The organism is Halobacterium sp. KA-6, assembly GCF_021029015.1.
Classification (GTDB): domain Archaea; phylum Halobacteriota; class Halobacteria; order Halobacteriales; family Halobacteriaceae; genus Halobacterium.
This window is the reverse complement of record NZ_JAJJZH010000002.1, coordinates 406,765-419,094: the sequence shown is the minus strand read 5'-3', so window position 1 is coordinate 419,094 and position 12,330 is coordinate 406,765. Positions and strand designations below refer to the sequence as shown.

General features: G+C 67.5%; 11 protein-coding genes. 6 read left to right on the top strand and 5 right to left on the bottom strand.

Translation table 11 applies throughout. The features are described from left to right. Window positions 1-110: 110 nt before the first annotated feature. The 3 genes from LPA46_RS07235 to LPA46_RS07225 are packed head-to-tail and all read left to right on the top strand — an operon-like array spanning window position 111 to window position 3,912. On the top strand, window positions 111-1,265 hold the full coding sequence (locus LPA46_RS07235) for an MFS transporter (protein WP_230892072.1): 1,155 nt from the start codon (window positions 111-113) through the stop codon (window positions 1,263-1,265). 41 nt (window positions 1,266-1,306) lie between these two features. Then, a complete protein-coding gene (gene ligA, locus LPA46_RS07230) occupies window positions 1,307-3,442 on the top strand; it encodes an NAD-dependent DNA ligase LigA (protein WP_230891968.1) in 2,136 nt (711 codons plus the stop codon). Between the two features lie 56 nt (window positions 3,443-3,498). Continuing rightward, a complete protein-coding gene (locus tag LPA46_RS07225; RefSeq protein WP_230891967.1) occupies window positions 3,499-3,912 on the top strand; it encodes a hypothetical protein in 414 nt (137 codons plus the stop codon). A 122-nt stretch (window positions 3,913-4,034) separates the two neighbouring features. Here the strand turns inward: LPA46_RS07225 and LPA46_RS07220 are convergent, their stop codons facing one another. Together LPA46_RS07220 and LPA46_RS07215 are read right to left on the bottom strand one after the other, a co-directional pair. Continuing rightward, entirely contained in the window at window positions 4,035-4,241 is a 207-nt protein-coding gene (locus LPA46_RS07220; RefSeq protein ID WP_230889764.1) for a cold-shock protein, read from the bottom strand. 139 nt (window positions 4,242-4,380) lie between these two features. Next, window positions 4,381-5,124 carry a DNA polymerase sliding clamp gene (locus LPA46_RS07215; protein WP_059057976.1) on the bottom strand — a complete coding sequence of 248 codons (744 nt, stop codon included), beginning with the start codon at window positions 5,122-5,124 and terminating at the stop codon, window positions 4,381-4,383. A 260-nt stretch (window positions 5,125-5,384) separates the two neighbouring features. Here LPA46_RS07215 and LPA46_RS07210 point away from each other — a divergent pair, with 260 nt between their 5' ends. Beyond that, entirely contained in the window at window positions 5,385-6,878 is a 1,494-nt protein-coding gene (locus LPA46_RS07210; protein ID WP_230891966.1) for a DUF4382 domain-containing protein, read from the top strand. A gap of 114 nt (window positions 6,879-6,992) precedes the next feature. Next, a complete protein-coding gene (locus LPA46_RS07205) occupies window positions 6,993-7,769 on the top strand; it encodes a 23S rRNA (uridine(2552)-2'-O)-methyltransferase (protein ID WP_230891965.1) in 777 nt (258 codons plus the stop codon). Here the strand turns inward: LPA46_RS07205 and LPA46_RS07200 are convergent. From LPA46_RS07200 to LPA46_RS07190, 3 genes are read right to left on the bottom strand one after another with little or no spacing between them, the layout of a single operon-like run. Beyond that, window positions 7,766-8,452 (bottom strand): queuosine precursor transporter, encoded by a 687-nt coding sequence (locus LPA46_RS07200; protein ID WP_230891964.1) that lies wholly within the window; start codon window positions 8,450-8,452, stop codon window positions 7,766-7,768. The two genes, LPA46_RS07205 and LPA46_RS07200, sit on opposite strands and share 4 nt — an antisense overlap. After that, window positions 8,442-8,621: a ribbon-helix-helix domain-containing protein gene (locus LPA46_RS07195; protein WP_230891963.1), complete on the bottom strand. Its 180-nt coding sequence runs from the start codon at window positions 8,619-8,621 to the stop codon at window positions 8,442-8,444. The genes LPA46_RS07200 and LPA46_RS07195 overlap by 11 nt, the downstream gene beginning before the upstream one ends. Before the next feature lie 25 nt (window positions 8,622-8,646). Then, window positions 8,647-10,836, bottom strand: coding sequence for a twin-arginine translocase subunit TatC (locus tag LPA46_RS07190; RefSeq protein ID WP_230891962.1), 2,190 nt, complete (start codon window positions 10,834-10,836; stop codon window positions 8,647-8,649). A 92-nt stretch (window positions 10,837-10,928) separates the two neighbouring features. On the opposite strand from LPA46_RS07190, the gene tatC reads away from it, so the two are divergent. Then, window positions 10,929-12,089 (top strand): twin-arginine translocase subunit TatC, encoded by a 1,161-nt coding sequence (gene tatC, locus LPA46_RS18985; RefSeq protein WP_330166327.1) that lies wholly within the window; start codon window positions 10,929-10,931, stop codon window positions 12,087-12,089. The last annotated feature ends 241 nt before the right edge of the window (window positions 12,090-12,330 follow it).

Genomic DNA, 12,330 nt, shown 5'->3' with positions numbered 1-12,330 from the left:
CAACGCTTGCCCAGACGTGGCAGGGCGGCGGCTCGGCCGGTCAACGGGGCGACTCCGCGCGGTGTAGTCGATTCCGGCGCGTTCTTGACGGCGCGCACGCAAGCACGGGTATGGTTCGACGCGAACGCGCGGCGCTCGCGGGCGTCGTGTTCGCGGTGCTGTTCGCGCAAGTCCTCCTCTACCCGGGGGCCGCGGACCTCGTCGCGGCGTTCGGCGCCGACGACCCGGACACCGGCAGTCGCTGGTTTCTCGCCGCGGAGTTCGCCGCATTCGTCGCGTTCGCGGGCGTCTGGGGCGTCGCCAGTGACCGCGCCGGTCGCCGCGTCCCGTTCATCGCCGCGGGCGCGCTCGGCGGGAGTCTTGGCTACGCCGCGCTCGCTCTCCTCGACGTCGACTTCGGCACCGTGCTCGTGCTCCGCGCGGCGCAGGGCGCGGCCACCATCGGCGCGTTCTCGTTGGCGATGACGATGCTGATGGACCTCTCCAGCGACCACGGCAAGGACATGGGCGCCGCCGGCATCGCCATCGGCTCGGGCACCGCGCTCGGCGCGCCCGTCGGCGGCCGCCTCACCGAACTCGACCCGAAACTCCCGCTCGTCGCCGGCTGCGCCGTGCTCGCGGTCGCCGGCGTCGCCGCGCTCCGCGTCCCCGACCGCGCGCCCAGCGGCCACGGCGAGTCGCTGCGCGCGGGCCTCCGCGTGCTCCGCAACCGGCCGACGCTGAGCGTCCCGTTCGCGTTCGGGTTCATCGACCGGTTCACCGCCGGCTTCTTCGCGCTCGTCGGCTCGCTGTACTTCCGGCAGGTGTTCGGCCTCGATGCCGGCGCGGTCGGTCTCACGCTCGCGCTGTTCTTCGCGCCGTTCGCGCTCCTCCAGTACCCATTCGGCCGGCTCTCCGACCGCATCGGCCGGACGATTCCTATCGCCGCTGGCTCTGCGACCTACGGCATCGCCGTGCTCGCCATCGGGCTCGCGCCCCACGTCCGCCTCGCGCAGGGCGGAATGGTCGTCGTCGGCGTGCTCGGCGCGCTCATGTCCCCCGCGACGATGGCGCTCGTCACCGACATCGCGGGCGAGGACGAGCGCGGCGTCAGCATGGGCGGCTTCAACGTCGCGGGCTCGCTGGGCTTCCTGATGGGCATCGTTGGCGGCGGCTGGGTCGCCGAACAGTACGACTTCACCACCGCGTTCGTGCTCGCGGGCGGCGCCGAGCTCCTGCTCGCGGCGCTCGCGCTCCCCGCGCTGCTGCGACTGGACGAGGCGTAACGCCCCAACCGCTTACGACCCGGGGGTCCGTACGCCGTCGCATGGCCGACGCGGACGTGCTCGAAGACGCGCCCGAGGACAACCCCTACATCCGAGACCCCGACACGGACTTCGCGCCCGTCGACGACGTAGACGAGGACGAAGCCGAGGAACAGGTGGAACTGCTCCGGGAGGCCGTCCGCTACCACGACTACCGTTACTACGTCGAGAACGACCCCGTCATCTCCGACTACGCCTACGACCAACTGTTCGAGCGGCTTCAAGAGTTAGAAGACGCGTTCGACCTCCAGACGGAGGACAGCCCCACGCAGCGCGTCGGCGGCGAACCCGTCGAGGAACTGGGGACGGTCGACCACGTCGCACCGATGCTCTCCATCGACTCCAGCGGCGAGGAGGCGGACGTCCGGGAGTTCGCCGACCGCGTCGAACGCGAGGTGGGTGAGACGGACTTCGTCTGCGAGCCGAAGTTCGACGGCCTCTCCGTGGAAGTCGTCTACGAGGAGGGCCGGTACGTCCGGGCCGCCACCCGTGGCGACGGCGAGACCGGCGAGGACGTCACGGAGAACGTCCGCACCATCGAGAGCGTCCCCCAGCGCCTGCGCGGCGACCCGCCGGCGTTCCTCGCAGTGCGCGGCGAGGTGTACATCCCGCGGGAGGCGTTCCAGGAGTACAACGCCGAGCGCGTCGAACGCGGCGAGGAGCCGTTCGCCAACCCGCGCAACGCCGCCGCGGGGACGCTGCGCCAACTCGACCCGAGCGTCACCGCCGAACGCCCCCTCGACTGCTTCTTCTACGACGTGCTCGCGGCAGGCGAGTCGCGGGACACGATAGAGACGGGACCGTCCCGCGGCGGCCTCGACGCCGGCCTCGACACGCACTGGGCGGAACACGAGGCGCTCCCCGACTGGGGACTGAAAGTCAACGAGCGTACCGAACTCGCCGACGACGTCGAGACAGCAATCGAGTTCCGGCACGATCTCGCTGACGTGCGCGAGGACCTGAACTACGAAATCGACGGCGTCGTCCTCAAAGTCGACGACCGCCAGACGTGCGTCGACCTGGGCGTCACGTCCCGCCACTACCGGTGGGCGTACGCGTACAAATTCCCACCGCGCGCGGAAGTCACGAAAGTCACGGACGTCGTCGTGCAGGTCGGCCGGACGGGGCGCCTGACGCCGGTCGCGCTGCTCGAACCCGTCGAAGTCGGCGGTGTCACGGTGTCCCGCGCGAGCCTCCACAACCAGGAGGAAATCGCGGAACTGGGCGTCGACGTCGGCGACGAGGTGCGCGTCGAACGCGCCGGCGACGTGATTCCGTACGTCGACGAAGTGGTCGAATCGCACACCGAGGGCTACTTCGAGATGCCCGACGAGTGCCCACGCTGCGGGAGCGACGTGGAGTACGACGGCCCAATCGCGTACTGCACTGGGGGGCTGGCGTGCCCCGCACAGCTCGTGCGCGCGGTCGGCTACTTCGCGGACGTGCTCGACATCGAGGGCATCGGTGAGGAGGCCGCCAAGCAGTTCGTCGAGGAAGGACTCGTCGAGGAGGACGTCGCGGACCTCTACGAACTCACGGAAGAGGACCTCGCGGAACTCGAGGGGTGGGGCGAGAAGAGCGCGCAGAACCTGCTCGCGGAGTTGGACGCCGCGCGCCACCCGCCGCTGGGCGAGTTCCTCGCGGCCATCGGCATCCCCGAAGTCGGGCCGACAGTCGCGCGCGACCTCGCCGAGCACTTCGAGACGCTGGACGCGCTACTTTCCGCCGACGAGCGCGACCTCCGCGAGGTGGAGGGCATCGGCGAGGTGGTCGCCGGCCACGTCCGGGAGTTCCTCGACAACGAGCGCAACCGCCGCGTCATCGAACGCCTCCGCGACGAGGACCGCCTCGGCGAACCCGAATCACCCTCCGAAGTCCGGGGCGACGAACTCGAGGACCTCACGGTCGTCTTCACGGGGAGCGTCGAGGGCTGGACGCGCGACGACCTCCAGGACCTCGTGGTGCGCCACGGCGGCAACGCGCCCTCGTCGGTGTCCGGGAACACCGACTACCTCGTCGTCGGCGACAACCCCGGCGAGCGCAAGCGCGAGGATGCCGACCGCCACGACGTCCCCGAACTCTCGCCCGACGAGTTCTTCGAGTTGCTCGACGAGCGCGGCGTGAGCGTGGACCGGTAGGTTCCTCGGGCTCCCGCGCCCAAACCAATACGTGTCGTCGCGTGTAGCACTGTGCTATGTCCGAGCCCTCCCAGCTCGCGTCGCGGCGCGCAGTCCTCACGGTCGGCGTGGCATCGCTGGCGTCAGTCGCGGGGTGTAGCGTGCTCTCGTCGCGGTCCGCGACGCTCGACGTGACGCTGTTCAATCACACGGATAGTCCGTTCACGGTCGAACTGAGCCTGTTCCGCCTGGGGAGCGACCTGTCACGGAGCGACGCGAGAGCCTACTCGGAATCAATCGACGTCGAACCACAGGGTGAAACACGGCGCGAGGACGTCGCAGTCGCTCGGCAGTACGTCGTCCAGTACGAGGTGTACGAGAACAACCGGGACCCGACCGACGAGGACCACGTGCACTTCTACCCAAGCGACGGCGGGGACGACGGGCTCGCGTTCGACATCCACGCGCCGGGCGTGCTGACTCGCCGGTGACGCTAATCGCGCGAACGAGCACGCTGTCGACGTCACTCGGAGTGTGAAGAATTCACCGCTCCGCCGCGTCGCTACGCGGCGAGAGAGCGGAAAAGAACCGCCGTCAGTTCAGAAATCCGGAGTTACGCGCGGACGACGTTCGTCGCGCGCGGACCCTTGGGAGCCTGCTCGATGTCGAATTCGATGCTCGTCCCCTCGGTGAGGTCCTCGCCGCCGACGTCCTCCATGTGGAAGAACACGTCCTCGTCGTCGTCAACGTCGTCGCTGTCAGTCGTGATGAAACCGTAGCCGCCTGTCTGGTTGAAGAAATCAACCTTACCTTCTGCCATTACAACCAAAGAGAGGCGCGATACGCGTATAACTATTCCGAGAGGAAGGGTAGCACGAGGGTCGGCGGACGAACGTCCAGAGCTCGAACGCTAATCAGTCGGTATCAGCAAGCAGCCGCGAGCGCAGGAAAAGTGCGGGTTAGTCGGACTGGATGCGCGGCGCGAGCATGTAGGTGACGTGGCCCTGCGCTTCGGCGATGTCGAAGTGAATCTTGACCGGGTACTCGTCGCCAAGTTCGAGTTCGACCTCCGCGTCCTTCGGGATGGCCTTGTTCATGTCCTTGAGGTAGTCGAGACTGAACAGGCTGTGGGCGTCGCCCGCTTCCAGGTCGATGAGGTCGTCGCGGGTGAGTTCGAGGTGGACGTCGTCGGTGTCGCCCTCCGCGTCGACGTAGAACAGTTCGTCGGCAGCGTCGACGCCGAGCGCGATGTGGTCCGAGACCATGTCGGCGGCGCGGACGGAGCGGTCGATGTCCGCGCCCTCGATGACGACGTTCGCGGAGAGGTCGAGGTCCGGAATGTCCGGCTCCTGACGGATGGAGTCGGGGTCGATGAGCGCGAGCGTGTACTCGAGGCCGTCGATTTGGATGTGGAGCTTGCGGGTCTCCTCGTCGAGTTCGAGCTGGACGAGCTGGTCGGTGTCGGCCATGCCGGCGATGTCCTCCAGTCGGGAGAGGTTGACGCCGATGATGCCGCCGTCGGCTTCGTAGGATTCGAACGCGGCCGCCCCGAGGTCGAGGTCGACCATGCCGACGTTCGCGGGGTCGACAGCGCGGATGGAGAGGCCGTCTTCGTCGAGGTGGATCTTGCATTCGTCCACCAGCACGCTCACGGAGTCGAGCGTTTCCCGGAGCGTGTCGGCGCTCACAATCGCCTTGAACATATGCGAATTGCTACGCAATCAGGGACTAAAAAGCCCCACGTTCCGCGTGCGCGCGTAAATCGCGAGACGGTAGCGAGGTCACCGGAAGCCGGCGGGCGCTACCGGTGCCGTGGTCGCTCGCGGTCGCGAACGTACCACCGACGAGCCAGCCGAACGGGGCGGCGTACCGTTAACCCGGGTTAATCCGGGTTAATCCGGCCGTTGACCGCCTTTACGGCTTGGTCCCTTTACGTGTGTGTGGCCCGTGGGGTCGAACGCACATGAAACGCACCGCAGCCAGTCTCCTCGTGGCCGCGCTCGTGATGCTCGCCGGTTGTGCCGGCGGCATCGCGGGCCCGAACGGGGCACAGACAGCGGACGGTGAGAGCGGGACCGTCCAGTTCTACGTGAGCGACGAACAGAACGCAATCAGTCAATTCGAGCACCTGAACGTGACCGTGACGAGCGTCGGGTTCGCGCAGACCTCGGCGGCGGACGCGAACGCGTCCGCGTCCGGCGAGTGGACGGTCGAATCCGAGAGCGAGAACGGACTCGAACTCGGCGTCGACGGGAACGTCACGGCCGGCGAGAACGCCACCGTGACGCTCACGCACGACGGGGCGGCCGTCGCGAACAGCACCATCGTGGTCTCGGCTGACGACACGGAGACGACGGTGACGACGGATGCCGACGGCACCGCGACGGTGCAGGTACCCGTTGACGCCGAGGAATTCACGGTCGAGGCCGAGACGGACTCGGACAGCGAGTACGGCGAGAGCGCAGCCTCGCTGGAATTCGCGTACGAGAGTGAGTCCGAGAGTGACGACGACGAGGGCGACGCCGAGTGGATCGAGCACGAGGTCGATAACCGCACCGTCGACCTGACCGAACTGCAGGGCGCGAACGCGACGTTCCTGGGGAACATGAGCGTCCCCGCGGGCGAGTACGAGAAGGTGTTCGTCCACGTCGGTGAGGTCGAAGGGACGTTGAAGACCGGCGAGCAGGTGAACGTGAAGCTCCCGAGTCAGAAGCTCCACCTGAACGAGGACTTCACTGTGAACCAGAGCAGTGACGTCGACTTCGTCTTCGACATCACGGTGTTCGAAGCCGGTAACAGCGGGAAGTACATCCTGAAGCCGGTCGCCAGCGAGTCCGGGACCGACGTCCCCATCGAGCGCGTGGACGTCGAAGCCGACGAGGAGGAGGCCGAACTCGAAGCCAACTTCGTCGGGAACGTGACCGCCGGCGAGAACGCCACCGTGCAGGTCACGAAGAACGGCGAACCCGTCGAGAACGCGACGGTCACCGTGAACGAGGACGTCGTCGTGACGACCGACGCGAACGGGACAGCCTCGGTGAGCGTGCCCGCGGACGCCGAGGAGTTCGAACTCGAAGCCTCGACGAGCGAGGACAGCGCGTACGGCGAAGCCGAAGCCGAACTCGAGTTCGAACTCGGCGAGTCCGAGAGCGACGACGGCGATAGTGACGACAGTGACGCCGAGAACGAGACCGACAGCGAGGTCGAACTCGGCGCGGTCCTTGAGGGCAGTCTCGCGCCCGGCGAGAACGCCACCGTCGTCGTGACCGACGGCGAGGGCGACGCCGTCGAGGACGCCACGGTCGCCGTGGACGGCGAAGTCGTCGGCGAGACGAACGAGGACGGTGAATTGACGTTCGTCGTGCCCGACGACGTGAGCCTCGACACCGAGGTGACGGTGACGTCGGACGGCGAGACAGTCACGCTGGATTCGACGACGGCAGCGGCCGCGAACTGACGGCCTACCGCTGCTGACTGCGGGCGACTCTTCTGCGGTTTTTCGCGCCGACGTGCCGTAGCACCCGGAGCGACGTGGTTTTCAGTCCGGCCGCCGTACTTCTCGTAACTAACCATGGGGAACGGGAAAGACCACTACTACAACAAGTCCAAGCAGGAGGGCTATCGGACGCGGGCGGCGTACAAGCTCCAGCAAATCGACGACGAGTTCGACGTCCTCTTCGGCGGCGCGACGGTCGTCGACCTCGGCGCGGCACCCGGCGGCTGGCTGCAGGTCGCCGCCGAGGAGACCGGCGCACGCGGGAAGGTCGTCGGCGTGGACTTCCAGCGCATCGACGACATCGAGGACGCCGAGGCGGGCGTCCAGACCATCAAGGGCGACATGACCGAGGAGGACACGCGCGAGGACATCGAGCGCGCCGCGCCGGGCGGCGTCGACGTCGTCATATCGGACATGGCCCCGAACATGACCGGCGAGTACAACCTCGACCACGCGCGCTCCGTGCACCTCGCGCGGATGGCGCTGGACACCGCCCGCGAGTTACTGAACGACGGCGGGCACTTCGTCGCGAAGGTCTTCGACGGCCAGGACTACCAGGACTACCTCGCGGACGTCGAGGAGGAGTTCGCGTTCACGCGCACGTACACGCCGGACGCGTCGCGTGATTCCTCTTCGGAGCTGTACGTGGTCGCGAAGAACCGCGTGAACGCGCCCATCGAGAAGGGCGACACCATCGAGGTCGACATCGTCGACGAGGGCGACGAGGGCGACGGCGTCGCGAAGGTCGACGGCTACACGCTGTTCGTCGCGGACGCCGACGAGGGCGACACCATCGAGGTGGAAGTGACGGACGTGAAGCCGAACTTCGGGTTCGCCGAGCGCCGCGACTAGCGGTCCGCGAGCAGCCGCCGGACGCCGTAGACGAACGGCGTGTCGGCGACCGCGATGCCGAGTTTGAGGACGTACTGCCCGACGATGAGCGAGAGAATCTGGTTCTGTCCGTAGACCGGCCCGACGCCGAGCACCAGCGGTGCCGCCCAGAACGCGACGGTGACGAAGATGACGGTGTCGATGACCTGGCTGGTGGCCGTGGAGCCGACGTTGCGCAGCCAGAGGTACGCGCCGTCGGTGCGGCGGCGGATGGCGTGGAACGCGAGTACGTCCCAGTTCTGGCTGACGACGTACGCCAGCAGGCTGCCGGTGACGATGTTCGCCGACGACCAGAGCACGCCGGCGAAGTTGGACTGGCCGACGCCGGAGAACGGCGCAATGGGCGCAACGATGGTGGTGTAGACGAGCGCGAGCATCACGAGCGTCATCGCGAACCCGACGTTCACGAGCACTTGGGCGGCGCGGCGGCCGTACAGCTCGGAGTAGCAGTCCGACGCGAAGAACGTCAGCGCGTACGCCAGCGCCGCGCCCGGCATCACCAGCGACGACCCGGTGAACGGCAGCGAGAACGGAATCTGAAATAGGAGGAGTTTCGACGCCGTGAGCTGGGCGGTGACGAGCGCGGTGACGAACAGCCCGACGAGCGCGACCTGGCCGGCGACGAGGCGGTCCTCACTCCGCATCGTCGTCGAGCCTCCCGTGGCGTTCGTCGATTTCGTCGAGGATGTCGAGGTTCTTCCGGATGGACGCACGGATGGCGTCGCTGCGGTTCACGTACTTGCCGTCGTCGCCGACGTGGCCGTCGAGGTCCTCGAGGAGCTCCTCGGGAATCTCGACGCTTATCTTGGGCATACCCCGAGAATACCGTGGGAATATCTTAAGCCGTTCGTGTCGAGGCGGAGCCGCCGCGGCGGCCGCCGAGGGTCACGACGGCGAGGATGGCGAGCCCGACGAGGTACATGATGGCGATGGGCAACGCGATGAGCAGCATCGTGTAGAGGCTGTCGGGCGTGACGAGCGCGCTAAACGCGAACGCGCTGATGACCGGCACGCGCCAGCGCCGCCGCATCGTCTGGTAGGAGACGATGCCGCCGGCGTGAAACAGCACCATCGTCACCGGGATGTCGACGAGAATGCCGATACCCACGGTCAGCAGGAACACCATCCACGCGAACGTGCTGACGGTGAAACTGATTACCATGCCGGCGTCGAGCGCGTCGTAGACGAGGAACGAGATGACCTCGGGCGCGACGAACGAGTACCCGAGGTAGCTCCCGAGCGCGAGGCCGCCGACAAGCCCGCCGCCCCAGACGGCGATAACGCGGCGGTCGCCGGTCACCCAGCCGCGGTCGGAGAGCGCGGGCCAGATGTAGTAGATGATGACGGGAAGCGTGCCAATGGCGGCCAACACCACGGAAATCTTCACCTGGAAGACGAGCGCCTCGACGGGGTGGAGCGTGATGGGCCACTCGCCGCCGGTCGCCAGCGGCCGGACGTCCGCCGGGATGCGCGCGATGAAGTTGTCCCGGATCTCCCGGAACCCGCCGTAGTAGAGCCACCCGAAGATGCCGACCATCAGCGCCATGAACGTCCCGACGATGCGGAACGCCCGCGAGCGCAGGCTAGAGAACACGAACCGGATGTCGTAGTAGTAGCCGCCGATGTCGTCCTCGGTGGTCTCCTCCTCGGTGAACGCGTCCATCATCCCCGCGGCCGTGCTCTGGACCGTGTTCGACTCTTCGTCCGCGGCGGCCTGCTCCGCTTCGACGGCTTCCTCGTCGAGGTCGGCGTGGACCTCGTCGAAGCGGTCGAGGACCGCCTGCGCCTTCTCGTCGTCGTCGGCTTCGAGCGCGCGGTTGGCCGTCGAGAGCGCCTCGTCCTCGGTCAGCGACGCGAACGCTTCCGGGGGCGCGGCCCGCACACCCGCGGCGTGGAGTTCGTCGAGGTCGATGTCACCGGGGTTCTCGGGCTGCCCGAGCCGGGACTGTGCGACCTGCTGGGCGGCGCGGTCGATGGCGACGTACGTGTAGTATAGCGCCGCCGCGGTGAGCGCGACGACCGCGAACGCTCCGCCGAGCACGAGATAGCCGGTCGCCGGGTCGACGCCGAGCACGTCACTGACGGTCGGGACGCGGACCGACGACCCGATGAATTCGAGGCCGGCGTTGAACGCTTCGATGCCGCCGTACTGGCCGGTCGCGTAACCCGCGGCGAACCCGAGCACGCCGACGCCGAGCACGCGGTTCCAGCGCTCGCGGAACACGCCGCGGACGTCGACGTGCTCGCGGCCGCGCTTCATCGTCACCACGACCTTCGCGCAGTACAGCGAGAGGCCGTACAGCAGGATGAGCGGGGACGCCCACAGAATCTGGGTGAACGGGTCCGGCGGCGAGAAGAACGCGCCGAACGCGAAGATGCCGACGACCGCGTACTTCCACTTATCGCGGAACGTCTCGTAGGGGATGATACCGGAGTACGAGAACGCCGACACGGCCAGCGGGAGTTGGGCCGCGAGCGCGAACGAGAGCGCGAGGAAGAGGATGAACTCGGTCCACTTCACGATGGAGTACTTCGGCGCGAGCCCCGCGCCCACGGCGTTGCTCGCGAGGAATTCGAACATCAGCGGGAAGAACAGGAAGTACGCGTACGCGACGCCGGCGGACGCCAGTCCCGCACAGACCAGCGCGACGAGCGCGACGTTGAGCCGGGAGACGGAGACGTCGGGGATGATTTCGCGCTCCACGAGCGGCTCGCGGGCGTGGTAGAGGAGGACGGGGATGGCGAGCGCGGCCCCCGTGAACAGGCCGATTTTCACCTGCATCAGGATGACGTCGAACGGCGTTTGCGCGATGACGTTCGCGGTCTCCACGAGGAGGTCTTCCTCGAGTTTCGGCCAGACGTACAGCCGCATCGCCATGATGCCGCCGATTAGCCCGACGACGAACGCGATGAAGACGTGCTGGAGCTTCGACTGGGCGGTCCGGAGCATCACACCGAGCGTCTGCCGGCCGGACTCGATGGTGCGGGCCGTACTGGGGTCTATCGGGCCCGAGCCGGAGCTACTCATTGAGTCGGGCTAACCCACTCGGAATTATCAATCTTCCCGTCCGCGCCCAAAAGAAAGCCTATAACGCCCCCGTCGCCAAAGCACGGACACGAATGGCCGAGGAACCGGACGGCGGGCGCGACCGCAACCACGACTGGGAGGGGCTCGCGCCAGCCGTCCGTCCCGTCGACAGCGCGGACAGCGGGCACAGCGAGTGGGAGGACCTCTCGCCCGCGGTTCGCCGCGTCGACGCCGCTGACGGCTACGCAGGCCCGCGAGTCGCCCGCGACGACGAGTGGCGCGACCTCACGCCAGCCGTCGAGCGCGTCGAGCCGGACGACGGCGACGAGTGGGACTGGGACGACGACGCCATCGCGGCCGCGGGCGACAAGAGCGCCGACCCCGCGTCGGGCGGCGAACCCGAACTGCTCGCCGACGACGACCACCAGGCCGACGAACCCGACGAGGACGCCTCGCTCGACCCGCGCGAGAACTCCGTCGTCGACGCCGAGGAGAACCCAGCACCCCCGGACGACGGCATCGGTCTGGACGCGCCCGAGTCCGACGTCGAAGAGCCGCTGGCCGTCCACGTCGAGGAGATGGTCAAGCGGCTCGCCATCGTCATCGCCATCGCCGCGCTCGTCAGCGTCGCCGTCTTCCCTCTCACGGAGGGCCTTATCACCACCATCTGGAACTACGTCCTCCCCGGCGGCGAAGCCGTCGACCCCCGCGTCTACCAGCCCCTCGAGCTCGTCATCACGCAAGTGAAAGTCGCGAGCCTCGCGGGCCTGGTCATCGCGCTCCCCGTGTTCGTCTACCAGTCGTACGCGTTCATGCGCCCCGGCCTCTACCGCCACGAGCGCCGCTACTACCTCGCCGCCGTTCCGACGAGCCTCGTGCTCGCCGTGCTCGGCGTCCTCTTCGCGTACCTCCTCGTGCTCCCGTACACGATGGACTACTTCCAGGGCTACACCGAGAACACCGCGGACGTCGCGTTCGCCCTCGGCTCCACGTTCAACCTCATCCTCATGGTGATGGGGTACCTGGCGGTAGTGTTCCAGATCCCGCTGTTCATAATGCTCGCCATCATGCTCGGCGTCACCACCCGCCAGTGGCTCGAAGACCGCCGCCTGCTGTTCTGGGCCGCGTTCGCCGGCATCTCGTTCACCTTTGGCGCCATTGACCCGACGGGTGTGGTCCCCATCATCGTCGCGCTCACCATGATTGCGCTGTTCGAGGGAACGCTCGCGCTGCTGCGGTGGACGGGCAACTAAAAGCCCACTTTTTCCAGCGCTCGGTCGCTGGCGCTCCCTCCCTTGCAAAAACTTGCGGAAAAAGCACTCCTCCTTCGGTCCGCTTCGCGTCCCTCAGTCGTTGGCCTCGCGGCTTCGCCGCGAGTGAACTGCTCACGGGTCGCTCCGCTCCCCGTTCGCAGAAACGAGACGCTACGCGGATGCCGCTCCCCACCCCCCTCTCTCGCCGAGCGCGTGGGTTTTTGGTCGGTGGTCGACCACG

Coding starts and splice junctions, on each gene's coding strand:
- LPA46_RS07235 (WP_230892072.1), top strand. CDS start 111: ATGGTTCGACGCGAACGCGCGGCGCTCGCGGGCGTCGTGTTCGCGGTG.
- ligA (WP_230891968.1), top strand. CDS start 1,307: ATGGCCGACGCGGACGTGCTCGAAGACGCGCCCGAGGACAACCCCTAC.
- LPA46_RS07225 (WP_230891967.1), top strand. CDS start 3,499: ATGTCCGAGCCCTCCCAGCTCGCGTCGCGGCGCGCAGTCCTCACGGTC.
- LPA46_RS07220 (WP_230889764.1), bottom strand. CDS start 4,241: ATGGCAGAAGGTAAGGTTGATTTCTTCAACCAGACAGGCGGCTACGGT.
- LPA46_RS07215 (WP_059057976.1), bottom strand. CDS start 5,124: ATGTTCAAGGCGATTGTGAGCGCCGACACGCTCCGGGAAACGCTCGAC.
- LPA46_RS07210 (WP_230891966.1), top strand. CDS start 5,385: ATGAAACGCACCGCAGCCAGTCTCCTCGTGGCCGCGCTCGTGATGCTC.
- LPA46_RS07205 (WP_230891965.1), top strand. CDS start 6,993: ATGGGGAACGGGAAAGACCACTACTACAACAAGTCCAAGCAGGAGGGC.
- LPA46_RS07200 (WP_230891964.1), bottom strand. CDS start 8,452: ATGCGGAGTGAGGACCGCCTCGTCGCCGGCCAGGTCGCGCTCGTCGGG.
- LPA46_RS07195 (WP_230891963.1), bottom strand. CDS start 8,621: ATGCCCAAGATAAGCGTCGAGATTCCCGAGGAGCTCCTCGAGGACCTC.
- LPA46_RS07190 (WP_230891962.1), bottom strand. CDS start 10,836: ATGAGTAGCTCCGGCTCGGGCCCGATAGACCCCAGTACGGCCCGCACC.
- tatC (WP_330166327.1), top strand. CDS start 10,929: ATGGCCGAGGAACCGGACGGCGGGCGCGACCGCAACCACGACTGGGAG.